General features: G+C 58.3%; 26 protein-coding genes and 3 pseudogenes. 18 read left to right on the plus strand and 11 right to left on the minus strand.

Annotated features, from left to right (window positions below; genetic code table 11):
- Positions 1-394 precede the first annotated feature (394 nt).
- From NKH52_RS29615 to NKH52_RS35540, 3 genes are all read left to right on the plus strand, one after another.
- Entirely contained in the window at positions 395-1,144 is a 750-nt protein-coding gene (locus NKH52_RS29615) for a Crp/Fnr family transcriptional regulator (protein ID WP_352736132.1), read from the plus strand.
- A 1,261-nt stretch (positions 1,145-2,405) separates the two neighbouring features.
- Entirely contained in the window at positions 2,406-2,861 is a 456-nt protein-coding gene (locus NKH52_RS29620) for a Ros/MucR family transcriptional regulator (protein WP_352736131.1), read from the plus strand.
- 107 nt (positions 2,862-2,968) lie between these two features.
- On the plus strand, positions 2,969-3,196 hold the full coding sequence (locus NKH52_RS35540) for a hypothetical protein (protein WP_502908139.1): 228 nt from the start codon (positions 2,969-2,971) through the stop codon (positions 3,194-3,196).
- Positions 3,197-3,282: 86 nt separating this feature from the next.
- On the opposite strand, the gene NKH52_RS29630 is transcribed toward NKH52_RS35540, so the two are convergent.
- Positions 3,283-3,450 (minus strand): hypothetical protein, encoded by a 168-nt coding sequence (locus NKH52_RS29630; RefSeq protein ID WP_352736130.1) that lies wholly within the window; start codon positions 3,448-3,450, stop codon positions 3,283-3,285.
- A 15-nt stretch (positions 3,451-3,465) separates the two neighbouring features.
- The gene (locus tag NKH52_RS29635) at positions 3,466-3,675 is read right to left on the minus strand and encodes a hypothetical protein (RefSeq protein ID WP_352736129.1); all 210 of its coding nucleotides are present in this window, start codon (positions 3,673-3,675) and stop codon (positions 3,466-3,468) included.
- A 641-nt stretch (positions 3,676-4,316) separates the two neighbouring features.
- Between NKH52_RS29635 and NKH52_RS29640 the strand changes: the two genes are divergently transcribed.
- Genes NKH52_RS29640 through NKH52_RS29655 form a run of 4 tightly spaced genes read left to right on the plus strand, consistent with a single transcriptional unit; the run spans position 4,317 to position 8,102 of the window.
- A complete protein-coding gene (locus tag NKH52_RS29640) occupies positions 4,317-4,817 on the plus strand; it encodes a hypothetical protein (RefSeq protein WP_352736128.1) in 501 nt (166 codons plus the stop codon).
- Complete coding sequence (locus NKH52_RS29645) at positions 4,814-6,337, plus strand: FAD-dependent oxidoreductase (RefSeq protein ID WP_352736127.1); 1,524 nt, start codon at positions 4,814-4,816, stop codon at positions 6,335-6,337. Before NKH52_RS29640 ends, NKH52_RS29645 begins: the two co-directional genes overlap by 4 nt.
- Positions 6,334-7,620 carry an SDR family oxidoreductase gene (locus NKH52_RS29650; RefSeq protein WP_352736126.1) on the plus strand — a complete coding sequence of 429 codons (1,287 nt, stop codon included), beginning with the start codon at positions 6,334-6,336 and terminating at the stop codon, positions 7,618-7,620. Before NKH52_RS29645 ends, NKH52_RS29650 begins: the two co-directional genes overlap by 4 nt.
- Positions 7,620-8,102 carry a DUF2269 family protein gene (locus tag NKH52_RS29655; protein WP_352736125.1) on the plus strand — a complete coding sequence of 161 codons (483 nt, stop codon included), beginning with the start codon at positions 7,620-7,622 and terminating at the stop codon, positions 8,100-8,102. Before NKH52_RS29650 ends, NKH52_RS29655 begins: the two co-directional genes overlap by 1 nt.
- Before the next feature lie 1,420 nt (positions 8,103-9,522).
- On the opposite strand, the gene NKH52_RS29660 is transcribed toward NKH52_RS29655, so the two are convergent.
- The 3 genes from NKH52_RS29660 to NKH52_RS29670 form a co-directional block, all read right to left on the minus strand.
- A complete protein-coding gene (locus NKH52_RS29660) occupies positions 9,523-9,855 on the minus strand; it encodes a hypothetical protein (protein ID WP_352736124.1) in 333 nt (110 codons plus the stop codon).
- Positions 9,855-10,073, minus strand: coding sequence for a hypothetical protein (locus NKH52_RS29665; RefSeq protein ID WP_352736123.1), 219 nt, complete (start codon positions 10,071-10,073; stop codon positions 9,855-9,857). The genes NKH52_RS29660 and NKH52_RS29665 overlap by 1 nt, the downstream gene beginning before the upstream one ends.
- Positions 10,074-10,219: 146 nt before the next feature.
- Positions 10,220-10,369 carry a hypothetical protein gene (locus tag NKH52_RS29670; protein WP_352736122.1) on the minus strand — a complete coding sequence of 50 codons (150 nt, stop codon included), beginning with the start codon at positions 10,367-10,369 and terminating at the stop codon, positions 10,220-10,222.
- Positions 10,370-10,481: 112 nt separating this feature from the next.
- Here NKH52_RS29670 and NKH52_RS29675 point away from each other — a divergent pair, with 112 nt between their 5' ends.
- Positions 10,482-10,700: a terminase small subunit gene (locus tag NKH52_RS29675; protein ID WP_352736121.1), complete on the plus strand. Its 219-nt coding sequence runs from the start codon at positions 10,482-10,484 to the stop codon at positions 10,698-10,700.
- Here NKH52_RS29675 and NKH52_RS29680 read toward each other — a convergent pair.
- A pseudogene (locus NKH52_RS29680) lies at positions 10,662-10,785 on the minus strand (thermonuclease family protein); the annotation flags it as partial. The gene NKH52_RS29675 and the pseudogene NKH52_RS29680 sit on opposite strands and share 39 nt — an antisense overlap.
- Before the next feature lie 596 nt (positions 10,786-11,381).
- Between NKH52_RS29680 and NKH52_RS29685 the strand changes: the two are divergent.
- A complete protein-coding gene (locus NKH52_RS29685; protein WP_352736120.1) occupies positions 11,382-11,489 on the plus strand; it encodes a KTSC domain-containing protein in 108 nt (35 codons plus the stop codon).
- A gap of 169 nt (positions 11,490-11,658) precedes the next feature.
- On the opposite strand, the gene NKH52_RS29690 is transcribed toward NKH52_RS29685, so the two are convergent.
- Positions 11,659-11,847, minus strand: coding sequence for a DUF3606 domain-containing protein (locus NKH52_RS29690; RefSeq protein ID WP_352760941.1), 189 nt, complete (start codon positions 11,845-11,847; stop codon positions 11,659-11,661).
- A gap of 86 nt (positions 11,848-11,933) precedes the next feature.
- Between NKH52_RS29690 and NKH52_RS29695 the strand changes: the two genes are divergently transcribed.
- The 4 genes and pseudogenes from NKH52_RS29695 to NKH52_RS29710 all read left to right on the plus strand — a co-directional run bounded on the left by NKH52_RS29695 (position 11,934) and on the right by NKH52_RS29710 (position 13,468).
- Positions 11,934-12,188 (plus strand): ATP-dependent DNA ligase, encoded by a 255-nt coding sequence (locus NKH52_RS29695; protein ID WP_352736806.1) that lies wholly within the window; start codon positions 11,934-11,936, stop codon positions 12,186-12,188.
- A complete protein-coding gene (locus tag NKH52_RS29700; protein ID WP_352736804.1) occupies positions 12,182-12,343 on the plus strand; it encodes a DNA ligase-like domain-containing protein in 162 nt (53 codons plus the stop codon). Before NKH52_RS29695 ends, NKH52_RS29700 begins: the two co-directional genes overlap by 7 nt.
- A 12-nt stretch (positions 12,344-12,355) precedes the next feature.
- The gene (locus NKH52_RS29705) at positions 12,356-12,916 is read left to right on the plus strand and encodes a hypothetical protein (protein ID WP_352736802.1); all 561 of its coding nucleotides are present in this window, start codon (positions 12,356-12,358) and stop codon (positions 12,914-12,916) included.
- A 304-nt stretch (positions 12,917-13,220) separates the two neighbouring features.
- Positions 13,221-13,468, plus strand: a pseudogene (locus NKH52_RS29710) (hypothetical protein).
- Positions 13,469-13,616: 148 nt separating this feature from the next.
- Here NKH52_RS29710 and NKH52_RS29715 read toward each other — a convergent pair.
- Entirely contained in the window at positions 13,617-13,862 is a 246-nt protein-coding gene (locus NKH52_RS29715) for a DUF6894 family protein (RefSeq protein WP_352736800.1), read from the minus strand.
- A gap of 1,239 nt (positions 13,863-15,101) precedes the next feature.
- The gene (locus NKH52_RS29720; protein ID WP_352736798.1) at positions 15,102-15,374 is read right to left on the minus strand and encodes a hypothetical protein; all 273 of its coding nucleotides are present in this window, start codon (positions 15,372-15,374) and stop codon (positions 15,102-15,104) included.
- Positions 15,375-15,447: 73 nt separating this feature from the next.
- On the opposite strand from NKH52_RS29720, the gene NKH52_RS29725 reads away from it, so the two are divergent.
- From NKH52_RS29725 to NKH52_RS29735, 3 genes and pseudogenes are all read left to right on the plus strand, one after another.
- A complete protein-coding gene (locus NKH52_RS29725) occupies positions 15,448-15,702 on the plus strand; it encodes a DUF768 domain-containing protein (protein WP_352736796.1) in 255 nt (84 codons plus the stop codon).
- Positions 15,703-15,744: 42 nt separating this feature from the next.
- Positions 15,745-15,974 (plus strand): annotated as a pseudogene (locus NKH52_RS29730) (hypothetical protein).
- A 624-nt stretch (positions 15,975-16,598) separates the two neighbouring features.
- Positions 16,599-16,955, plus strand: coding sequence for a tyrosine-type recombinase/integrase (locus NKH52_RS29735; RefSeq protein ID WP_352736794.1), 357 nt, complete (start codon positions 16,599-16,601; stop codon positions 16,953-16,955).
- Positions 16,956-18,086: 1,131 nt separating this feature from the next.
- Here the strand turns inward: NKH52_RS29735 and NKH52_RS29740 are convergent.
- Positions 18,087-18,620 (minus strand): hypothetical protein, encoded by a 534-nt coding sequence (locus NKH52_RS29740; protein WP_352736792.1) that lies wholly within the window; start codon positions 18,618-18,620, stop codon positions 18,087-18,089.
- A 765-nt stretch (positions 18,621-19,385) separates the two neighbouring features.
- Between NKH52_RS29740 and NKH52_RS29745 the strand changes: the two genes are divergently transcribed.
- Together NKH52_RS29745 and NKH52_RS29750 are read left to right on the plus strand one after the other, a co-directional pair.
- A complete protein-coding gene (locus NKH52_RS29745; protein ID WP_352968251.1) occupies positions 19,386-19,697 on the plus strand; it encodes an ArsR/SmtB family transcription factor in 312 nt (103 codons plus the stop codon).
- 173 nt (positions 19,698-19,870) lie between these two features.
- The gene (locus tag NKH52_RS29750) at positions 19,871-20,038 is read left to right on the plus strand and encodes an ArsR/SmtB family transcription factor (protein ID WP_352736788.1); all 168 of its coding nucleotides are present in this window, start codon (positions 19,871-19,873) and stop codon (positions 20,036-20,038) included.
- Here the strand turns inward: NKH52_RS29750 and NKH52_RS29755 are convergent.
- On the minus strand, positions 19,994-20,326 hold the full coding sequence (locus NKH52_RS29755) for a hypothetical protein (protein WP_352736808.1): 333 nt from the start codon (positions 20,324-20,326) through the stop codon (positions 19,994-19,996). The genes NKH52_RS29750 and NKH52_RS29755 overlap by 45 nt on opposite strands.
- Positions 20,327-20,725: the final 399 nt, after the last annotated feature.

The following is a 20,725-nucleotide window of genomic DNA, read 5'->3' on the forward strand; positions in this document are numbered from 1 at the left end:
TAGCAGACCCGATGAGTATTTCCCGAAAAACCCACTTCTGCCTCCCTTAATGCCCGGTGTGCCAGGATGAAAGGTTCAGGGCCGGGAGGCGCCGGCGATCGAGGCCTCCGAAGCGTTGGTCCCGAGAGGATGTCGACCCACTTGAGTGGTTTGACGGTGACATTCGGATTGGACAATATCGCCGACAAGCCGGGCCACCCTTCAAGTGCATCGCTGCAACCGGTCGACCACCGAAGCCCTGCAATTGGACACATCAGCCAGCGGAGCAGTGCCACACTTATCAAAGGTTAAGTCGGGGCCCGTATTTATGATATAACGTTGGGCATCATTCGCCGTTCCGCTGGCTGCGCGTGACTGAGAGACCATAGCGCTCCCGCCCAAACGGAGAGCCGACATGCTTAATGAAAGCCCTTTAACTGCCAAGTTCCGTCGTGCCTTCACCCTCACGTCAGATGAGCGTCAAGCTCTCGACGCGATAAGAATAAGGATCGTTGCGATTGGCGCAAACCAGGACTTGGTTCGGGAAGGCGACCAGCCGTCCCGGTGCATAATGGTCCTAACAGGCTTAGCCAGCACCTCGAAGATAATAGGAGAGGGGAAGCGTCAGGTCACTGCCTATCATGTGCCTGGCGACATGCCCGATCTGTTGAGCCTGCACCTCGACCTTTTGGATAGCGACGTTCGAACGGTGAGCGCTTGCAGTGTTGGCTTCATAGATCATTCGGCTATCCGGCTGCTCTGCGAACGCCACCCTAGGCTGGCGGCAAATCTTTGGCGAACGACACTGGTTGATGCATCGATCTTTCGCGAATGGGTGGTCAATGTAGGGAAGCGCCAAGCGCTTGGCCGAGTGGCCCATCTTCTCTGTGAGATCATGCTGCGTATGGACGACGCCGGCCTCGCGTTCGACCAAAGCTGTGCTTTTGCTGTGACGCAAGCTGACCTTGGCGAGGCGACAGGGCTGTCAGCTGTCCACATCAACCGGACACTCAAGGCTCTTCGAGAAAAGCAGCTTACTTCTCTCGTGAATGGCCAATTGACCATCCATGATTGGGAAGGACTGGCCATTCTTGCTGAGTTCCGTCACGATTACCTGCACTCAGCAAGGACCAAGCGAAGGGTGGAGTCCTTGTCGATGCACTGATTGCTGCAGGGGGGATCTCCAGATTGCCGCGGTGAAGCGCTGTTCTGGCGGCCCTTGGGGTGGATCCGCTTTTGCTTGGCTACTCGGCGCGGAGTTTCCTTACGAAGGACGTGCCTGACATTGCATGCATTCCGACGAGTCCGGTTGCTATCAGTAAGATGGAGGAAAAAATCGTTGACTGTGCTCAGTGCAAAGCCGCCTGGAGTCCGGATCGCAAGATCATTCCCAGCCGTAAAATCCCTTTTATGAATCCGGACCCTCGAACGCGGTGAGAGAGCACGTCGAGCAGCGCAGGTATTCAGTCAATCTTGCCGGGCCACTGGCATTGGATGCTTCCAAGTCGAACTGGGCGCCACTGGCATGAAGCAAGGCTGCGACCAAATCCTCGTCGGCTGACTTTTTGCCGGTCGCACAAGCTCGCGCGCCTGGACTTTCCAATCGCACTCCGGGCTGTCCCTGATGACTGACGTAAGGGTCCGGAAGAGTATGGCGAAACCCAACAGCGAAATACCCGGTCGGCTTCACTTTCACGGCCAAATCCGTCCTGTTGATCTGTGGCGCCCGGGCAGCCAAAACAGCCGTCGAGATCGCACTCTTCACGGCAAGAATTAGTCGCCCGCTGAGACGGCTCCACAAAAACTCAAAGGTAAGTTTTCTTCTCGATCACCCGGCATATCGCAGGTGAGGGGGTCTTCGGCGCAACAATCAAACTTGATCAGGCGGCATCTCTCATTTCTGCGTGGTTGACGGGAAGCTCCTGAGACGTCAGGTCACTCTGTCGAGCCCAATTCCGCTCAGCATCGAGCAGTTCATTCTCTCCAGTCAAGCCGTTCATAAACAGTCTGAGTACGTGTGCAGCTATGCGCTCTCCGTCCTGCGAAGCGACACGTACACGGCGCTCTTTGCAGACCATCCTACAAACGTTGGCAAGCACCATAATATCGCTCGGCTCCAAAAACCGACCTGGATATAACATACTGTCCTCCGTGGAAAAGCTACCGTGAGCTTTTGATTACGCAAGGTCACCGGCAGCCACAATTAACTATGATAGTCGTGTACTCGACTCTGCAGAAATTCGAGCGGCCCACCAACCGCATCCGGGATAGCCACTACAGCCGAATACGGGGCTATTTAGGTACGCGAGGTGCCTCCGAGCTTAGAATTTAGACAAGGTTCTTCGCGTGAAATGATCCGCGGCTGTTGCACTTTGTGCAGCTCCTTAATAGAGACAGAGGCACATCAGATGGGAAAGCCTTGAACCATGCAGAATGACGCTGAAGCTCAGCAGGTCCAGTTATTGCAGCTCACTGCTGACATAGTGGCGGCATATGTTCAGAAGAACGCGATCCCGGCGGCCGGTCTCCCCGAATTGATCGCCAGTGTGAATTCTGCCTTGTCGGAATTGAGTCAGCCGGTGGAAGCGCCGCCGCCCGCGCTTGTTCCGGCAGTTAATCCAAAGAAGTCGGTTTTTCCCGATTACATCGTCAGCCTAGAGGACGGACGCAAGTTCAAGTCTATGAAGCGCCACCTTGGTTTGCTGGGAATGACACCCGACGAATACAGAGCCAAATGGGGCCTCGCACGAGACTATCCGATGGTGGCGCCGAGCTACGCGGCTCAACGGTCGGAGCTCGCTAAGTCTTCCGGTCTTGGCCGCAAGGCAGTCGCGAAAACGCCAGCAAAGAAAGCGCCAACAAGACAGAAGGCCAAGGCCTAGCGGCGGTCCGTCTACACTCTTCTTGCGGCAACGGTGATCATTCCATGTCTGGCACGTCGCCGCCGACAAAGAGGGTCGTGGGCTCCCCATATTTGCCAAGCGAAGGGTTGGCATCGCGCGACCACGCGATGACCAGCGTGTTTACCCGCCAGACCCCTCGCGGTCCTGACGGCCCGGTGCTCGGTCTGCTGCTCGGCTGGCCCAAAGACGAGCTGAAGGTCGCCGCTCTCATCGCGGTCAAATGCTGGACGACGATGCGTCTCGGGGCCTTCTGTTGCGGCGGCACGCTATCTGACATGGAGGCTCTCCCTTCGCTGGGCCACTGGCTGGCGTGACGTGACCGGCTCGCTGGGAAGAAACTCAAACGTGCCTACGATCGGGATCATCGATGCCTCCCGCTCTGGTCCTGTCTGTTTAGCTTTCAGCGCAACGATTTCGTCACCTCGTCTGGCAATTCGGCTTTCCAGATTGGCGATGCGCCCAACGGCAAATCCACCGCCTCCGAACAGCACAGCAAATGGGGCGAAGGCTGCCGGTGGGTGATGACCAGCTCGGCGTTATCGCCAATGAAAGCGATAAGGTCGTGCATCGAGAGTCGCCTAAGTCATGCCAGCACAGGAGGCGTGGGATCGTAGGTGATCGCCACGAAACCAGGGTACCTGTGGGCAAGAGCGAGGATTTGGGTCTCAAGCTCGCAGTTGTAGGCCATGAGCGCCTTAACGGTCTCAAGCGGGCTTTCGTAGCGAGCGATGAGCTCCTCCGCTTCCGAGTGCAATTCGGCTTCGGCGTCGGCGTCCAGATGCATTGCGGACATTTCGGTCTCCTAGATTTAGCGACTTGCCCGGGCGCGGTGCGGAGAGCGGGTCAAGCCGTTCTTGCAGATCGCAATTGAGGACAATCATTTCTTTGAGCGCCTTCACAGGGTCGCCCTTGTGCTGAGCAACGACTTGTCAGCGATCGCCTGCAAAGCAGCTTCATGGCGGCTGTGAGCGTCACAACTTGGTCCATGAGATCGCTCCAAAAGATTGTGCGCACAGCGCACAAAAACGGAACATCATTGTCAAGGTCGAATTGGCTAGGCGTGGATGGTGTTCTTATCTGAGCCATAGTTGGGGCGAGGGATATTGGCGCTAGCAATGCGTCGGCATCGTAGCCCTTGTCGGCGAGCAGCATTGAGCCTGGGGATAACCCTAAGGCAAGTCCGCTGCGGAGGCGATGTCGCTCGCCTGGCCTAACGTGAGCGGCCTGCCTTGGGCGTCGACAAGAGCGTGGATTTGGTTGTCTGTCCGGCTCGGGAACGTGTTGACGATCATTTCGTTGCCCATCAGCCTTGAGACCCTGCTCGTCGCCATGAGCGTTTGAACTTCCGCGGTCACCGGGCAATGCGATCGAGATACACCTCAAGGAACAATCAACCCGCAACCCCGTTGGGCAGGATCGCGTCAGGAGAATGCTGTGCGACACATCATGTTGGGAGCTCTGGCCGGCCTTGCGGCAACGATGGCGATGACCAGTGCCATGCGGCGGTTCCATGAGGTGCTGAACGGGACGAGTCGCTACCCGTTGCCACCCCGCGAAATTGTCGATCGCCTGAACGTCGGGGGCGATGAAAGGCAGGCGCGAACGAATACTCTGTTGGCCCACTTCGGCTTCGGCGCGATGAGCGGTGCAGCGTTCGCCCTTTTGCCACGCCGTCGCGGCAGCGGCACACTCTACGGCCTCGGTGTGTGGGCGGCCAGTTATCTGGGTTGGATTCCTGCAGCGCGAATTCTTGCTCCCGCATGGCGTCATCCTGCAGAGAGGAATCTGCTGATGATCGCCGTGCACATCGTGTGGGGTACCGTGCTCGCGAAATCGCTCAGCGAGCTGGAAGCCGCGGAATCGGAGGCGTTCGGCAGGCCTGTGGACGCCAAACAGTCAGTCGTGGAAAGGCGAGAGAGAGGGCCTGACCGATGAAGTCGATCCCGTTTTGGCTAGATCGAGAGCCGGAGATTTCATTTGGTGCCTTGCAGGGCGATCACAACTTCGAAGTCGTGATCGTCGGCGCGGGTATCGTGGGACTGCAGGCTGCCTGTCTGCTGCGGGGCTCGGATCTGAGGGTCGCGCTCCTCGAGGCACGTCAGATCGGCCAGCAGGCCACCGGCCGCTCCACCGCCAAGGTCACATCCCAGCATGGGCTCAAATTCGCTTCCCTCATTCGGGATTTCGGCCGCGAAGGCGCGAAGCTTTACGCGGACGCGAATGAAAAGGCGAAGGATGAGATCGCTGCGCTGTGCTCACTTATGGCTGATAAGGCCAAGCTGGAAGCCAAACTTGCCTTCATCTACGCCGAAGACGAACAACAGGCGGATATGTTACGCCGTGAGGCCGACGCCGCCGCATCGCTTGGATTGCCCGCCGAATTCCTGTCCGGTGCGGAACTGCCCGTGAGGGCGACCGCAGCGCTCCGCTTTTCCGGGCAGTACCAGTTCGATCCGTATCTTTATCTTTGCGGGTTGGCCCGCCTGGTGAGCGAGAGCACCATTTCCGTTTTCGAAAATAGCCGCGTTCTTGAGATTGCAGGCGACGGGCCTTATCAGTTGACTCTGGCTGGCGGCATTGTGACCGCCCGTAAGGTCATCGTCGCCACGCAGATGCCCATCATCCGAGACGGACTCTTCTTTACTAAGGCTTTCCCATTCGCGCATCCGATCGCGGCAGCGCCAATGCCTGAACATGCAACAGTGGACGGCATGTTTATCAGCGCCGGCAGCCCATCTCATTCCTTCCGCACGGCGAACCGTGAAGGCAAGCGCTTTCTCGTGGCCGCCGGCGGCGAATTCAATACCGGAGACCGCGGGGCTGCGGATCGCGCCGTCGCCGACATGCTGGCCTTCCTCAAGACAACATTCGCTATCAACCAACCGTCGCACCTTTGGATAAACGAAGATTTTCGGTCGATGGACGGAATGGCCTTTGTCGGCGTGGCGAGTTCTTCCAAACCGGACCTTCTTGTCGCCACCGGTTTCGACGCCTGGGGCATCACACAAGGTGCCGTTGCAGGAGAAATCCTCGCGTCGCAGCTTCTCGGCAAATCCCATCCTGCGGCGGAGATCTTCGACGCGACCCGTATCAAGCCGCTCGCCGGCGGCCCGACGTTCATATCCGAGAACGTCAAGACGGCTACTCATTTGGTGGCCGAACGGCTCCTGGGTTCAAGAACTGTGGAAATCAGCAAGATCCCGCCAGGAGAAGGGGGTGTGATCGAGCACGACGGAGAGCAACTGGCCATCAGGAAGGCGCAGGACGGTACGCTTACAGCCCGCTCCGCAGTCTGCACCCATCTCGGCTGCGTTGTTGGATGGAATCCGGTCGACCGGACGTGGGACTGCTCATGCCATGGGTCCCGCTTCGATGAAGCTGGTGAAGTTCTTTCCGGCCCCGCAACGAGACCGCTCGAGTCGCGGGCTTCGCCGAATGCCAGGCACGCGGAATGAGGATTCTCGTCGCCGGCGCGTCGGGTCTGATCGGAGCCGCGCTTTGCGCGCGCCTAGCGGCCGAGGGACATGACGTTGTTCGTGTGCTCCATCGCCCAAGTGTTGCCCCGCTCACAGGGCCCACTCCCATCTTGCTAGACATGGCAAATGCGCTGCGGGCGCAGGACTGGATCCATCATCTTGCCGGTGTCGATGCCGTTGTGAACTGCGCCGGCGTTCTACAGGACAGCGTTCGTGAGAATACCCAGCACGTCCATGCAGGCGGCGCCTCGGCACTCTTTGCCGCGTGTGAACAGGAACGAGTGAAAAAGGTCATCCACTTCTCGGCAATCGGCGTGGATCGCCAGCAGCCTTCCGCTTTCTCCGCCAGCAAGCTTGCTGGCGATGAGGCATTGATGGCGCGCGATCTCGCCTGGGTGATCCTGCGCCCCTCGGTTGTGCTGGGGAGGCCGGCGTTCGGCGCAAGCGCGCTTTTTCGTGGTCTCGCTGCTTTGCCACTGTTGCCTGTGATGCCCGACACGGGTCGTCTTCAGGTCGTACAGCTAGACGACGTGATCTCCACCGTTCTCTTCTTTCTCGGGCCTGACAGCCCATCGCGCCTTGCTCTGGAGCTCGCCGGGCCTGAAGCCCTTGCCATGAACAAGGTCGTTGCCTGCTACCGCCATTGGTTCGGATGGAACAGCGCCCGGGAATTCATCCTGCCCAATTGGGCCGCAGCAATCCTATACCGAGTTGGGGATGCGGCGGCTCAGCTCGGCTGGCGTCCGCCAATGCGCAGCAATGCCGCAAAGGAGATCGCGCGGGGCGCGGTCGGTGATCCCCAGCCGTGGAGAGCGGCGACCGGCATTCAACCGTCAAGTCTTGCAACCGCACTCAGCCTTCACCCTGCCACGGTGCAGGAACGATGGTTCGCCGGTCTCTACTTCGTCAAGCCGGCCATCTTCGTCGTGCTACCCTTCTTCTGGATCATGACCGGTATCATTTCCCTCACCACCGGCTGGCGCAGCGGCGTTGAGTTGCTCATCGACACAGCGGTCGGCGCGCTGGCCGGACCGGCCGTCGTCGCCGGGGCGCTGGCCGACATGATCGTCGGCGCGCTGATCGCCTGGCGGCCGACCAGCCGGCTTGGTCTCTTCGGTGCAATCGCGCTGTCGCTTTTCTATGCGATTGCTGGGAGCATTCTGCGGCCGGAGCTCTGGAACGAGCCGCTCGGCCCGCTGATGAAGATCCTACCGATCCTGGTTCTGCATTTTGTCGCGCTGGCGGTGCTGGAGGAACGCTGATGGTCTATTTCGTGCTCAAATACCTGCATGTCATCGGTGCGGCTGTGCTGTTGGGAACTGGCGCCGGCATCGCCTTCTTCATGCTTCTGGCACACCGAACCGGAAATGCCGCGACCATCGCGGCTGTCGCCCGCATCGTCGTCCTCGCCGATTTTCTGTTCACGGCTACGGCCGTTATTGCGCAACCTGTGACCGGAATCGCTCTCGCCCAGTACGCGGGCTATTCGCTTGCTGAAGGATGGATCGTTCTTTCGATCCTGCTCTACATTGCCACCGGCCTGTTCTGGCTGCCTGTGGTGTGGATGCAAATCAAGATGCGCGATCTCGCCATCAACGCCGCGACGTCCAGCCAACCCCCGCCTGAGCGCTACAATCAGTTGTTCAGGCTCTGGTTCGCCTTCGGCTTTCCAGCCTTTGCGGCTGTGCTCGCCATCTTCTGGCTGATGATTGCGCGCCCGCCGATCGAGTGGCTGGCCTTTTAGCCGTCGTGGCTCGCTAAACGCTGCCTGCGGCGTCTTTTCCCGTGACGACGAAAAACCAAACCCGAGCCATCACGATCGAGGCATTACCTTGCGCCTCCGCGGCGCCAGTGCCCTTCGTCACGGCGGGCGAGGACAGCAACCACCAAAAATGCGAGGGCCGCTGGTCGCTGGTTCCTTCTGGGCAAAGGAGATGCCCAAGGCGGCCATTTCAATGCCGAAACAGAAGGCTGCAACTGGTCTCGCCTTTGCGCAATCGACCACCACGACCACAGGCGGGTCGTCGAGCTCGACAACAAAGACAATGCCGAGCACTACGACCGATCAGGGGACGGATTCGACCACACGGACGCGCGCGGTCTGATCAAGCTTATCGGCACGGACTGGAACTCGCTGCTTCTTGAAGCCCAATTTTTGAAGGAGCGCCATTAGAAGTCCGCCGCTACTGGGGACGGCGGCGGACTTGTTTAAGCGGCTACATCTTTGAGAATCGACCGCTCAATAGGGTTAATGGCCCCTTGGTCTCCTGTTCCATAAGATTTGCAGTCGACAGCTAGTCCACAGCGGCATGCGACCTCCGTTTGATGCGACATAGCCATCAGGTGTAATGGTAGAAATGCCATTGTCTAGTATTATACACGGTCACTCAACTCGATGCTTCGGCCGCTTGATGGTGCCGACCGCTGCCCAATAATCGCTGCGCAATGCGCCTGTGAAATTGCCGTGCTGCTTGCCGGTATGCCCTGCCGGCGAGCTGCCATCTGAGGATTGGTTGAACGGCTGCGAGGCCCTGATCCGATCCATGAGGGCGAAGCTCTGGCGAAGGCCATTGAGACAGTCGAGCGACCGACCAAGTAGGCCCGCCGCTGAGGGACACTGAACCAGCGACGGGCCTTTGCTTTGAGACCTGGCCCGGAAGCCAAGCGCAAACCAAACTTTGATTTCACGAACAGGTTCCCGCCTTAAGAAAAATATTTAACGCCTGCGGGGTGGGGTGCTGCCGTGAATGGGGCAGCGGGTTCTACCCGCAGCTGGCAATCAGTTAGTAGCGGAGGCTTTGAACCGGGTTGCCGCCCTCGAGACTGACCTGCCGTAGGTTCGACGCGCTCCACACCCTACGCCGGTCGGTAAGTCGTCGAGGCCATATCGAGGTGATGTTCGAGATCGATTGCCTCATCGGTTTGGCTCAGGACAAGGCGGCGAGTTCGATCATATAGCGATCGATGCTCGGCAACTGGATCGCAAAACCTAACGGGTTCTTGGCTTGTTCCCATTCTGGTCTTCCCCTACGTGATGCTCACGGCACATTCATGCTCGGAGATGCGCCGGGACCCGCCAAGTCAGGCGGGTTCTTTCTTAAAGTCGCCCCGCAGCCCCCGAGGAAGTTTCCAGCTGGTGCGGATTGTTCCCAACCCCACTACTGCTACTCGGGCATTTCAGTATTTTCCTGAGGGTTTTTTTTCACGCCTGGGCTGGGTGATGTGTCCGCTGGCGCATTACCGCCCTGGTTTTGCTCAGGAGCACGCTTGAACGGTGCCGTCTGCCAAGAGCCGTTCGATAAAGGCGTGAGTACAAAGAATGCCATTAGGCCTAGAAAAATGACAGCGATAACCGCCACGCCCCACGCCATGAGTCTGCGCGTGCCGCGTTGTTCTTCCCTGCGAGATAGATTGTCCACCATTGCTCCGGCCTTCCGTGAAGTGGCGCTGGTGAGCAACGCGCCTTCCCGAACTCGGTTCCGCCCGTCGTCCGACATCACTCTTCACCTTGGAGGCGGCTTCCCGTCGCACTGACGGTCTGCGGTTTCTGCTTTCTGCTCCGGGGGGGCGTCTCCGCTCGGATCACCGGTTCCAGATCGTTGGGAAAGTTGGGTGCGTCGACTGGCAGTTTCGGAAGCGAATCTTTTTCGTCCGTTGATAGCGAAGGAAGTATCTCTGCCACCTCGGCCAGGATGTCGTTTACGATCCCGTTCATCTGCGTTTCTGCTGCGAAAATATCTCCTCTCGAACTTCGCTATTGCATCAAAGTTCCGCCCCTGGTGCAGCATCCGAGAATCGAGCAGTTTTGAAGCTTAGCTGTCTAACGCCGTTGCCGGCGCATTGGGGGAACAGGGTTCGGGTTTAACCGTTGCCACTGACCGGCTGCGAATTCCTCGCGAATTCCTCGGTCTCGAAAAGCTGCTGCGTGATCGCGCCGTCCTCGACGATCTGAACCGCCCACTGCCCGTCTAATTGCTCAATCGAAACACTGTTCTTTGGTTGGTCGTCCACCGCCCGCACTCCTCCACAGATGCAACAGGAAAAAACAACCATAGCGGGCCGCCGCTAGCAATGTTCGAAACATACCAAATTCCCGCACCCGCTCAGACCGGGGTGACCATCCATGCCCGCAAACGAGTTGACCCCGAAGCAAGCGCGCCTCGTCGAATTCATGATCGACCTGAACGCCACACAGGCGCCAATCCGGGCCGGCTACAGCGAATTGACCGCAGATGTGCAGGGTCCGCGCCTGTTAGGGAATGTTGTGTTGCCGCTGCCATCGCAGCCAAGCAAGCAGCGTCATCGCACTGCTTCGCCGACTCGGGAGCATCGATGCCATTGAAGCGAATGCGCTGGCCATGGATCTCGATCGTGTCGCCATCAATGATGGAAGCGACTCCGGTGATCACCTCCGGCCTCGGCGCGATCCAGTTAGAAACATGGAGGTCAGGGGAGCCTTCGCTGTGCTCACTCCGAACTGCGACCAAGGCGGCTGCCGCGGCCACCGTCACGAAGTCAAGCCTTTTGGGAACGCTTGCCAGCAAGCGCGCACGTGCCCGCTGCGCACCACGCCGCTTGCGCCACTGATCACACCTGTTGTCGTATCGATACTTGCACGCCCTGCGTCCCCACAGACAAGATGCGACTGTTTCCGCCGGCAGTCGAGTCGGATCATGTCCCCGGCAGCGGCGCCCCGGCGGGCCTCATCCAAGGAACAAAAAGCCCCGGCGCTGGGTCGCGGCACCGGGGCTTATGGCATGTACGAGCTACCTAGCATGTCCGCATATCAGACTGCGCTAATATCGTAAATGAATGGTGAACCGAACACTCCGGCGGGAGGGGAAAGGCGGCCCTATAATAGGCTTCCATGGCGCTTGCCGCGGACAAGGGCGCGGAAATGCAACCAACGCCTTTGCCACCCGTTGGGCGCCATGCCGTCGACCTCGATAAGCAAGTTCGACTATGACCCGAACAACATGGTTCTCTCAGCTGGTTTGTAGCCAGTGGGAAGCACTATGAGTTCTTGGACGTACCGCTTGAAACCTTCACCGCGTTCAAAGCAGCCTTTGCCAAGGGGCGCTATTTCAATGACCACGTTCGGAACCGCTACGCGTTCCGGCTGGTGACATAAAGCTCCAACTCCAGCGGCTTGTGTTCGGGCTGATCGTGCCAAGCGGCGGAAGTCACGCATGTCGAGCCGCTGGCCGCATACCGGGCAAATCATGAAATTCTCCTGCTCGTCTGCAGGCTCGCCGCCGTGCTGCCCGCCGGGATCAGCGGGCCGAGATCAGATAGCTTGGTCATCTACTGCCCAGCGCTTTTGCTTCTCGTTCCAGCGTCTCCCGGTCGTTGCCGTGCTTTTTGATAAGTTCACGCACCTCGGGGATCGTAAGCTGGAACTTGCTGGCGAGATAACCGACCTCGTATTCTTCGTCGCCTGATACCCGGTCGCGGTCTCGGAAATCACGCTTGCTCTTGTCGTCTCCCATTGGTGTTGCTCCTAAAGGTTGTTGATCCGCAACGCGCACCGGGCCACATCGTTCATCCTTCTTGGAACTATTTTAGCTAAAGCTGATTGAATCGCGGGTGTGGGTCAGTTCATGCGTTTGAGGTTCGTCGCGCCATTGATGCCGACCCTGGTGGAGTAGCCTCCAGAGGGGAGGTTCACGAGGTCAAGTTTGATGGGTACCGATCACAGCTGGTCATCGAAGATGACGGCACTAGAGTCTTCACACGCAACGGCCACGACTGGACGGAGGAATATCGCGACCTGGTGCCGAGAGTCTTGGCGCCAACAGCGCCAACGTCGATGGCGAGATCATCGTGCTGAACGAGGCCGGTCTGTCCGACTTCAGCGAACTGCGCAAGGCGATCACCCGCCGGCAGCATGACCTTTATTTCGTCGCGTTCGATCTGCTACACCTCAATGGTCACGATCTGCGAGACATGGCGCTGGAGGAGCGCGCGAGATCCTGGCCAGCATGATCGAGCCGGCCAGTGGCATCCAGTTCAGCGAGCCGCTCCACTAACTGGCTGAAGGCGAAATGCTACTCGATCGATGAATATGAACTGCTCGGCGTTGAACGCGAGGCAGGCAAGCCGGCATTCGCTCTGATGGCCGAGCGTGGCACCGGGCGCTATGTCGGAAGCGCGTTCGTCACCCTGAACCGGGAAATGCGCGAGCGACTATGGAAACGTGTCCAGGAGCACCCAGGGGCGGCGCCCCAAGGGCATGAAGCAGCCGGCGATGCATGGGTCAAGCCGGGAATCATTAGACGCGTGAAGCACTTGCGCGGCGAAGAAGATCCGCGGCATGCTTCCCTTCATGACTTTCGGGAGGATGAGAATGCCAATTCGGCGAAAGGCGACTGGGCGGGTATCTCCTACAACGCCTCTGAGATTGCCCTATTCGGACGGGCCTTTGACAAGCTTAGGCTCGATGATCAGTCGCCTGAAGCACGAGACGGTCTCGCATCCCGCATTATTGCAAACTACATGGCCGGTGTAGTCGACGAGGCTGAACTCGTGTCGCTGTCGAAACAGCCGTTGGGGCGGTAGAGACGGGAAAAAGACAGTTGGCTCTAGGAGCGCGCCGTGGAGCGTCTGACGAAGTAGACCCGCCGCTGAGGGCACAACTACAGCGGCGGGTCATGCACCAGCACTTGGTCGTTTCAAGGAGGGAGTCAGCCTGACCAAGCAGATTCCGAACTTCGATTGCGGATGCATGTTCCTCAGGTTGGTGCAAAAATTCGATGTCGCGTTGTGTCGGCGTGGGGCCACGCGATCTTTTCGACGTTTGAGCCTTTACACGGTTGCGGTAGGATTATTGTCCTGAATGGGGCGACTCTCAAAAGCTGTCGCAATGGCTCGGTCAAAACCGTCAAAGCAGTTATCCCAGGCTGAAATCGTGTGCTTTCTGGTGGCAGCGGAAGCGCTGCACCTGAGCAACGTCAAGCCGTTCATATCGCCCCATTGCGACCACTACAGGCAGACGCGAGTCTTGCATGAGGTGCTGTTGAACACCGTCCGGGAAGTCACCGGAAGGAAGTCGAGTTCATCCGGTGGAACACTACAGGGCCGGTGCTACCCCTAAGGCTGGATAGCGCCTGACTTGTCGGCTAGTCGTTCTAGCAACTTGCGCGACTCTGCAATTGTGCGGCGCGTCTCCGCGATGGCCGAAAGCATGTTGTCTGCCTCAGCGACCGCATGTCGCTGGCGTCGGTGCGCCGCCATAATGAATAGCTCTAAGGCGATGTCCTCATCCATCGGGCGGCTCACGCACCAACTCGAACGTGACCCTTACGGTGAATAGCGGCCTGCTGGTGTGGTCGCGGACACGGATGGCAACTTCCCTGAAAGTACCGTCCGGCATCTGGTCTTTGGCTATTTCGAGTAACGCTATTGCTGCCTCATCTTCAGCGGCTTCCCGGTTTTCAAGCTCGGTGCCTTCAGGGTCGGGAAAGACTTCGCCATCGTCGATTAGATCAAAGAAGAAGCGGGCCATATGGCCCTAATTCCGAACCTCGAAAAAGGTTTCCTTGTTGCTACTTACTGGTGATCCAGTCCACCAAGCCAGCTTCGATCTGCACATAGCCATCGGGTCCCGGTGTTACGGTTATGCTGGGAATTTTTTCGCACTCTCCGATCACCGGGTCGCCGTGACAGCAAGCGGGCGGATAGGTCCATTGGCTATCTGCGCTATGCGCAAACACGGAAACGTCGCAAAGAGCCGCAGCCGTGGCGACCACTCCTGCCAAGCCCGCCGTGTGTCGTGCTCCGACCGCATGCACTCGAATGGCCCTCCGAGACGGCGACCCATGTCGTCACAATTATCATACATCATTCACCGCTAATATACAGGCAGCGCTGCAAGCGCGGTCGAGGCCTACAAATAGGAGTTCGTTACCATGGCCAGATCGACGAGCCATGGCGGCAGCGGAAGCGCTGCACCTAAGCTAAGCGCTGCGCTTGCGCAGTCATATCAGGTAAGTCTAATGTAACGTCATGTTCTGGCCATTGAGGCGGTGCGGCGGCGCGTTCGGATTGGGCGCAACCATTGTCGCGGCCTGCGTTTTCGGAACTCCTTTGGCATCGGCACACGATGACTGGTACGAAAAACAATGCTGCCATAACCAGCATTGCGAGCCGGTGGCCGACGGTGCCGTCCGCGAAACGAGCAGGGGCTTCAAGGTACCGTCAGGCGAGTTGCTTCCTTACGCGGATGGCAGGGTGCATCAGTCGCACGACATGCGTTTTCATTGGTGTCATGCCCAAAAAGTAACGGCAGGCCGGCATCATGAATTTCCATCTGGCAACCCTGACATCACCATTTGCCTGTACGTTCCGCCTAAGTCATTCTGACATTCTGTCGGACGCCACTTCACTCTTTTTTTCCGTACCCTCACCATTGCGCTCCAGCCATTCTCGGGGGGTAAGCCGGCATCGCCGGCCGTGTGTGCGGGGCAAGGAAACTTGCGGCACGCTTCACTGCAGGATTTCAGGGAGGAATGAGCAGGGGTCGCTCAAGGTGTTGCTAATATACAGCACCCGACAGAATCTCTAACGCATCGCGCGCGGATCCGCTTCCATTGGCCACCCCGTTTCGTCAAAATCACAGGGAACAAAGCGAGGCGGTGAGATGGACAAGCGGCAAGATAACAAGACCATTGAGCTGTGCTGTCTGCTAGCCGTGCCGGTATCACTGCTCCTCACTGTGGTATTCGCTGGGATGGTCCTTGGCTGACTAACGCACTCTGGGCGTCACCAGCCGCACCACATCAAGCGCGACCGTCACCACCGGGCCACCCAGGCTGACGGTTACGGCGTCCTTCTCGACCCGTGTGACGCTGCCGATCAGTTCCATGGTCTGGCCTTTGACCACCTTCGTGGTGCTATCCCGAACGGAATGGGGAAATCCGTAGGTCGGTATTGACACGCTGATCCTGTCGTCAGTGACGCGTCGGATAATGGTGGCGTCGATCGCCACCTCATCGCCGATGTTGAGACCCCTAGCCATGCACTGGAGTCTGGTGCAGTCGTCTCACGGGTCAAGTAGCGGAACCTAATATGCACTTTGAACTTATCGGCTGATGAGCACACGCGGCATCAACTTTCTCGATCGGTGGATGGCAGAGCACCCGCCCTACGCGATGACTGATGATCCTGTGGCGGTTAGCGACCTCGCTGACGAAATGATGAAATCTGCGGAGGGTGAGGGAATCGGTGCCGACGAGATCAACGAGGAGGTCGACAGGGTCTTTGAGGTGATCTTCGAGGTGATGCACCACCGGGAAGGCAGCTTGGCCGAATGGCCCTTGCCAGGGAGATCAAGACGAGGAATATAATCCTTCCGTTGCGGCGATCCCCCTCAAACGGAGTTCGCACAAATGGCAAGATCGAAACCTTCCAAGCAGTTATCACAGGCTGAAATCGAGCGCTTTCTGATGGCAGCGGAAGCGCTGCACCTGAGCATCGTCAAGCCGTTCATATCCGCATTGCGACCACTAAAGGCAGACGCGAGTCTTGCATGAGGTGCTGTTGAACACCGTCCGGGAAGGAAGTGGAGTTCATTCGGTGGAACACAACCGGGCCGGTTCGACCGCCGACGGCGGGGTAACGCCCTCAGCCACAGGATCATTGCGCTACAAAACGATGACCTAGAGCCCACGGCGCAGTCGGTGACATATTCTATGAAACAGAACTGAGCTTTGAAGGTCTCGGGCCGCATGGGTGAAAAGCAGCACGACAAACAAAATAACCACTTCAGATGCAAACCCGGTGACAAGAGCCATACCAGCCAACGTCACCAGCGTCGGGAATTTCCCCGGGGTAAAATGGCCGACGCCAGGGTGGGAGCTGTTGGGCTGTGCGGCGCCGGCCAAGCGGACAATCAGGTCCGCCGCATTCGAAGATATGGGCCGATTCGGCTTTTGTGCGTTATAGCGTGATCGCGGAAGCCCTGGCCTAAGAGACTCATATCGCCGCATTGCGGCCTACAGGCAGACGCGACTCCTGCATGAGTTGCTGTTAACACCGTCGGCCACAGCAGAACGTGTCGCCGGAAGATCAGCGCGCATGGGTGGCGGCGAGCTACCGGACGATCCGCGATCTGATATCGGCCGCTCTCGTGACGGGCGCCGGTTCGGTGAACTGGCCCGACTTCGCGTTGCTGACTACGACCTCGTGAACAAGTCCGTGTTCATCGTCGAAAGCAAAAGCGGGAAGCCGCGGCACGTTCCCTTTGCCAGACGGCGGCGCCGATCTGTACGCCAGTCTCGCGGCCGATCGCGGCGCCGGCGAATTCCTGCTTCGGCAGGAAAGCGGCGCGCCGTGGCCACCGTCGACCTACAATCGGTCCTGGAAAGCCGTTCTGAAGGTCGCAAATGTGCAAGATATCACACTGCACGAGCTGCGACATACCTACGCCAGCACGATAGTCCGCAATGGGGCGCCGCCGATCATAGTGATTCAGGCGCCCGGCACACTGATAATGGCCGAAAAACACTACGCACACTGGCGCAGTCACACTCCAATGTTACGGCTTTGCGGGTCCGAAAACCCTCGCCACAATCGGGGCCGCGTCGACAAAGCCGCCTGAACCTAATCTGTGCCGGCCGGTCTGGTCTACTAGAGGCAGTAGTCAAGCTTACGGGGTGATGAGCGCGTCGCCAGAAGGAACTTGTGAGCTTCTTTGCCAGTAATCGGCGTTTTCCGCTCCTTGCCCTCGCCAGCATTTACAAATTCGCGAATGAAAAGAACAAACCCAGCCTGAACCTTCAATGTCTCAAAGCCAGCTTCCTTGTTCGACGGGGAATGATGCAGCGATTAGGTCGTCGCCAGCAATCTGGCCGCAGCTGTCGTCCGTGACGGCTGCGACCTTTTGGAAGGTCTTAATTTCGGCCTCAGTTATGCGTGCTGCCCGCACTCTCGCCTGGAGATTAGCCAGGCGCGCCACGAGCGCTTGCGACGTCTCGACTTCAAGGTTGATCATCTTATTTGTACGGTTGAGAGTGGGCGATTGACGTGCGCACGTTCTGTGCCGGCCACGAAAACAAAGCTCCGCACCAAACGTTTCGTTGTGGGACTTCGGTCTCAATAGCAACGGACCAAAGTCCGTCCCCAAAACGCAATGGTCCTGCAGCCAGATTTAGCCGGAACAACCCGTATGAAACGATTGTTGTTTCAGTCGTGAAATCGGCACAGCTACGTCCCTTCGCTGAAAGGACCCGCAAGCCGCTACGATGGCTAGCGGGTCCTTATTCTCAGGCGCCAGCGTGATGAATGACAATCAGCCGCCCTCCAACAGGTTGGTGCACGAGCCACCGTTACAATGGCAGAATAGCGCTGGGGTGCTTCTTGCTGCCGCTGCCCTGAGCTCATCCTTATGCGCCCTGCTACTGGCATCCTGGATGTTTGTATGAGCGGGGCGTCGACACTTGTGAAAGCTAGGTCTGCTACTGCGACATGAAAGAGATCGAGCAGCTGCGGCGGAAGCGCCTCAACGGGCAGTAACGGCCTGCATGGAAAACATGCGGACGCGGTAGCTTGCCTGAGCCCTGGGCCGTACGAGTGATGCCCCCATCTCCCGTCCGAACCACACCGCGTCCTATCCCGAACATAGCGGGGGCAAGTGTCCAGAGCATGTTACATGGGGTTACATGTCACTGTTACTTGGAGAGGGCCGGGCGGTTGCTGGTTGCGTGTACCGCGACGATGACCACACGCCGAATCAGGTGATCTCGTAATAGAAATCGCAGATCAGATCCGCAACTTTCACAGCTTCGAAGTCGGTCATGTGCGACGCGTTCTCAACAGCGACCGTTTCCAAGTCATCCTGATCAATCGCCAGAAGGTCCAGCAATTTTGCAAATTTGATTTTGAGTTCGCGGTCGCCGTCGAATTCATCGATCGTGACGTTCAGAATGTTTACGTTTGCCTCGATCAGCCTCGCCTGAATGCTGTCCGTGGAGGCTGCTAACGCCCGGATCGCAGTGAAGAAGTGTTCACGAGCATTGGTATATTTGTCGTCCACTTTGGCACCTCTGTGGGTAAAAAGCGCGCCCTGGACGCGGGGGCGCGAGCCGCGACTTACGCTTTCCCGAAGGCCGGAGTCAACAAGTTCAGCGCTGCTGATGGAATGCGCGATGTCAACCAAGACAATGAAGCTTAGTCTAAACGATCTGCGCACAAAAAACAGCCGCCGAAGGGTGGCGGGCTTTTTTTGAAGATCAGCGGAACCTGCTAATTCAAGGCTGGTTCCCATGGCGGCAGCGCCTCCGCGCGCTGCTGGTCGAGCAACCCTCGGCCGGGCCCGCATCGTCCCCAAGCGTGTGCGGGCCCACTTCTGAGGGAACATCAGGCAATGCTAATGGTTATGGCTTGGCAGGGACCGCCCGTCCCGGCACGTCCTCTTTTGGGGGACACCCCCGCTGCTGCCGTGAATGGGGCAGCGGGTTTTTTACGACCTGCCGACAAATCGTGCTAAATGGGCGATGAAAAATGCCCGGCCAGCGTACATCGTCTACGCACCGCCCCTAATCGGCCTTCCATTCCTGGCTGTGATACTGGCCGTGGATGGGGTGACCACAGCAACGCCCTTTGACACCGCAGATGCAGCCGCCGACCACAACAAGCTGATGGCCGGTAAACACGGACGGGGACCGCTACGCCACTAGCCAAAGCCGCTAGTCGAGCAAGCCGGCGAATCATCTATTAGCAACATCTAACATTTCCCTTTTGGGGAAGCCGGGTGTACCTTGGTTGCCGCGGGGCGATCCTAGGGACCTACACTGCCCGCTGCCGAGAGGTGGCGGGCTTTTTTGTTTGTAAGCGGAACGCGGATTCCAACGCGAGTTGGAATGCATGGCCGTGGACGTACAGACTTGGCCGGCCCGCTCTCTGCTTTCTCAGTGGGCGGGCCATTATCTTGGGCTTGACTGTTTGCCTCCCGATCTGAGAGGTACCGCAACGCCTACACGAACCAGTTGATCATCGTTAGGGGCAGGGGATGGTCTCGATAAACTTGCTGATGCGTGCCGACGAGGCAGCTGATTTTCTCACGGTGGTAGGAAGCCCACATCGACTGTTGATCCTGCTCCACTTGCGCAGTGGAGAGGTCTCGGTGAATGCGCTCGTCGACATTTTGCAAATTCCGCAGCCCTTGCTCTCAATGCATCTCCGTAAGTTGCGGGGACTCCGTTTGGTTCAGACCCGCCGTGACAGCCAACGGATTTATTACTCCTGCAACTCAAGCAAGGTGTGGGCTCTGTTTTCCTTCTTGGACAAATTCTATGGTGAGAGTGAGGGTGAGATGCGTTCGGCTGCTGCCGCTGCGTCGTAATCGGTAACAACCGCGAGCGAAGGTCCGCGACGGGAACATGATGAACCCCAAAAGGCCCAGCAGTTGTGCGCCAGCCGCCGCCCAGTTGCTCGCGGCCATGGCCAATGAAAAGCGCCTCCTCGCTTTGACGATTCTGGCTGAGGAGAAATGTCCGTTCTGATCTGGCGCCGCGTGTGGGACTTAGCAAGTCAGCACTCTCCCAACATCTCGGCATCATGCGAGAATTTGGGCTGGTCACTAGGAGGCAGGATCGTCAAAAAGCCTACTACTCGTGCACAAATACTGCCCTGAAAGTCCTAGCGCTTCTGGCTTGGCTTGTAGAGCGGGAGGTTCTGCCGTGATCTGGTGACGGGCTGGAACATCGTCGTCGCTTGAGAACGCATACCTATTGAAGCTGCGGCGGTCGCGCCCCACTCGTCCCCCGTCACCGCCCCATTCGTCAGAAGCTTTGCGTATCTGTCGAACAACGCCAGCTTCTTCGGATAGCTGAGGTAAGTGAGGTGGTGGCAGCCGTAGCAACGATGTTGGGCGGCAGACTTGAACCAGCGCCCCGGCTTTACGAAGCCCAATCCACATTCCGAGCAGATGAATGTCATCTCGACCGAATTTAGATCTTTAGAAAGAGCCATTCGCTCGCAACGCAGTTGGAACCCAGACTGTTAACCACTCAACTCTTGTTGAGCATCTGAGTCAAGTCACCGTTGCTCTCGGAGAGATGCGTCTACTTTGGTAGCTAGGTCACTGCTGGCCGCGTCTAGCCTTTCACCAATAGGAGGAGCGGCTTGTGCCTTGGCCGTTCATGCCAAATGACCTGGCGTAGGTCGCGCACGTCGACCTGTTGCCCGCATATGGGGCAGGTGTAGAAATTCTCCCGCTCGTCGGCTGGCTCGCCGCCGTGCTGCTTGCCGGGGATGGGTGGTCCAAGGTCTGACAGCTTGGTCACCTACTGCCCAGCGCTTTTGCTTCTCGTTCCAGCGTCTCCCGGTCGTTGCCGTGCTTTTTGATAAGTTCACGCACCTCGGGGATCG

Source organism: Mesorhizobium sp. M1066 (assembly GCF_040318635.1).
In the GTDB taxonomy this organism is placed as follows: Bacteria; Pseudomonadota; Alphaproteobacteria; order Rhizobiales; family Rhizobiaceae; genus Mesorhizobium.

What these genes read in the sequence shown, in the direction of transcription:
- NKH52_RS29690 (WP_352760941.1), bottom strand. Translation starts at nt 11,847, where the DNA reads ATGGGAGACGACAAGAGCAAGCGTGATTTCCGAGACCGCGACCGGGTA.
- NKH52_RS29620 (WP_352736131.1), top strand. Translation starts at nt 2,406, where the DNA reads ATGCAGAATGACGCTGAAGCTCAGCAGGTCCAGTTATTGCAGCTCACT.
- NKH52_RS29655 (WP_352736125.1), top strand. Translation starts at nt 7,620, where the DNA reads ATGGTCTATTTCGTGCTCAAATACCTGCATGTCATCGGTGCGGCTGTG.
- NKH52_RS29630 (WP_352736130.1), bottom strand. Translation starts at nt 3,450, where the DNA reads ATGCACGACCTTATCGCTTTCATTGGCGATAACGCCGAGCTGGTCATC.
- NKH52_RS29615 (WP_352736132.1), top strand. Translation starts at nt 395, where the DNA reads ATGCTTAATGAAAGCCCTTTAACTGCCAAGTTCCGTCGTGCCTTCACC.
- NKH52_RS29665 (WP_352736123.1), bottom strand. Translation starts at nt 10,073, where the DNA reads ATGAACGGGATCGTAAACGACATCCTGGCCGAGGTGGCAGAGATACTT.
- NKH52_RS29755 (WP_352736808.1), bottom strand. Translation starts at nt 20,326, where the DNA reads ATGGCTCTTTCTAAAGATCTAAATTCGGTCGAGATGACATTCATCTGC.
- NKH52_RS29645 (WP_352736127.1), top strand. Translation starts at nt 4,814, where the DNA reads ATGAAGTCGATCCCGTTTTGGCTAGATCGAGAGCCGGAGATTTCATTT.
- NKH52_RS29740 (WP_352736792.1), bottom strand. Translation starts at nt 18,620, where the DNA reads ATGGGAACCAGCCTTGAATTAGCAGGTTCCGCTGATCTTCAAAAAAAG.
- NKH52_RS29725 (WP_352736796.1), top strand. Translation starts at nt 15,448, where the DNA reads ATGAGCACACGCGGCATCAACTTTCTCGATCGGTGGATGGCAGAGCAC.
- NKH52_RS29745 (WP_352968251.1), top strand. Translation starts at nt 19,386, where the DNA reads ATGCGTGCCGACGAGGCAGCTGATTTTCTCACGGTGGTAGGAAGCCCA.
- NKH52_RS29720 (WP_352736798.1), bottom strand. Translation starts at nt 15,374, where the DNA reads ATGGCTAGGGGTCTCAACATCGGCGATGAGGTGGCGATCGACGCCACC.
- NKH52_RS29715 (WP_352736800.1), bottom strand. Translation starts at nt 13,862, where the DNA reads ATGGCCCGCTTCTTCTTTGATCTAATCGACGATGGCGAAGTCTTTCCC.
- NKH52_RS29675 (WP_352736121.1), top strand. Translation starts at nt 10,482, where the DNA reads ATGCCCGCAAACGAGTTGACCCCGAAGCAAGCGCGCCTCGTCGAATTC.
- NKH52_RS29650 (WP_352736126.1), top strand. Translation starts at nt 6,334, where the DNA reads ATGAGGATTCTCGTCGCCGGCGCGTCGGGTCTGATCGGAGCCGCGCTT.
- NKH52_RS29635 (WP_352736129.1), bottom strand. Translation starts at nt 3,675, where the DNA reads ATGTCCGCAATGCATCTGGACGCCGACGCCGAAGCCGAATTGCACTCG.
- NKH52_RS29660 (WP_352736124.1), bottom strand. Translation starts at nt 9,855, where the DNA reads ATGTCGGACGACGGGCGGAACCGAGTTCGGGAAGGCGCGTTGCTCACC.